At 36.9% G+C, this 1,497-nt stretch carries 1 protein-coding gene; it reads right to left on the reverse strand.

The genetic code is table 11. The features are described from left to right. Positions 1 to 924: 924 nt before the first annotated feature. A partial coding sequence (locus tag AC1DPQ_RS27440; protein ID WP_477611517.1) for a thioredoxin family protein occupies positions 925 to 1,497 on the reverse strand: 573 nt, incomplete at its 5' end.

The following is a 1,497-nucleotide window of genomic DNA, read 5'->3' on the forward strand; positions in this document are numbered from 1 at the left end:
GGGAACACGAATGGATCTTTTACTATTCCTTCTGGAACTTATTCTTATAATTAAAGATTTACTTATTGTAACTCCCAGTTCGTTAAAAGAAAGAAGGTCGCCTGTTCGTGGAGGCAAATGCATGAATGAAAGGTAGTGCACTGGATAAAGTCATACAGAAATGTGTGGCTTTTTTATTAAGATCTTTTCTAGCGATTTGCTCCAATTATTTTAAACTTGAAAATAAAATATAAAAGTTGTAAATAGAAAACACAATTACTTGTTAAATATTGTTAATATTATTGATTTACCGGTCTTAAAGTAAAAGAGTAGAATTCCAAGCGTGCATAGGATTAGAGCGATTGGCTGTCTGGGATCAGATTCATGTTGAAAAAAGGATTTCAGATTATTATAATGGCATTCAGAACAAATATTTGATGCAAAAAGAAAGACTACATGATTCGATCATGAATGAATTTGAAAATGAATCTGAAAAGGAGAGAAGAAAAAGTATTTTTATAACATTATGTGTGGTTGTATTTCCCTTAGTTTTCTTCTTTTTGACACTTTACTTAAGAGGATAGTTTCCGAATACATCTGGTCGTAGCGTTTTGCTACGGCCTATTCAAATAATCCCCCCGCTGGTGTAGCATGTGTTTAATCGGTTCGCTAGTTACATGCGCCTTTTGCATTGTATAAGCAGGAGCTCGCGGCTTTCTAGAGCTAGGTTTTAAGATGGGATTAAGAATGAAGACAGGAAAAAAGGATGTAAAAGTAATATAGCGGCAACAAAAATTTTAAGTTTCATGGTTAGGTATTAAGGTGGGCTTAGGTGTGTCTTAACACATCTGGTGGTGAAAATGGGCATGCCATCCGGCAATGCCCAGATCGTCGTCTTAACTATCACTAACTGCTGGCCACACTTCTACAATGACCAGTATGTTTTTATTTATTATGAAAAGCATTTAATCCGCTTGTCAAGAATTTTTTATAGTTTGTTACTTCATAATCTGCACCCTGTGGTTGTGCCAGTAGTGTCTCTGTTTTGGGATCGAGCAGTACATAAAAAGGCTGTGAGTTAGACTGGAATTTCCTGGCTTGCAGATCACTCCATTTTTTACCAATGGTATTGAGTTTTCTTCCCTCTGGTGTAATTACTACATCAGCTGGTGCCAGTTCCGATTTATCATCTACATATAACTGGATCAGTACATAATCATCATTGATCATTTTGTACACATCCTTGTCAGGCCAAACATTGGCTTCCATTTTTCTACAGTTTACGCAGGCATGGCCGGTAAAATCAATCAGTACAGGTTTGTTCTGTTTTTTGGCTACAGCTAAACCTTCGTTATAATCGAAATAAGCATTCAGCTTTAACGGTGCATGGAACTTATCCGCATATTTATGTGGACCATCATTTGCTGAAGTTTGTTTTCCTGCCAGTAATCCAGCAGTGTACAGGTCAAAATCTTGTGTTTCCTGTGGTGGAAGAAAAGCCGATACACTGCGTAACGG

It is taken from the genome of Pedobacter sp. 01T416_2 (genome assembly GCF_056398925.1).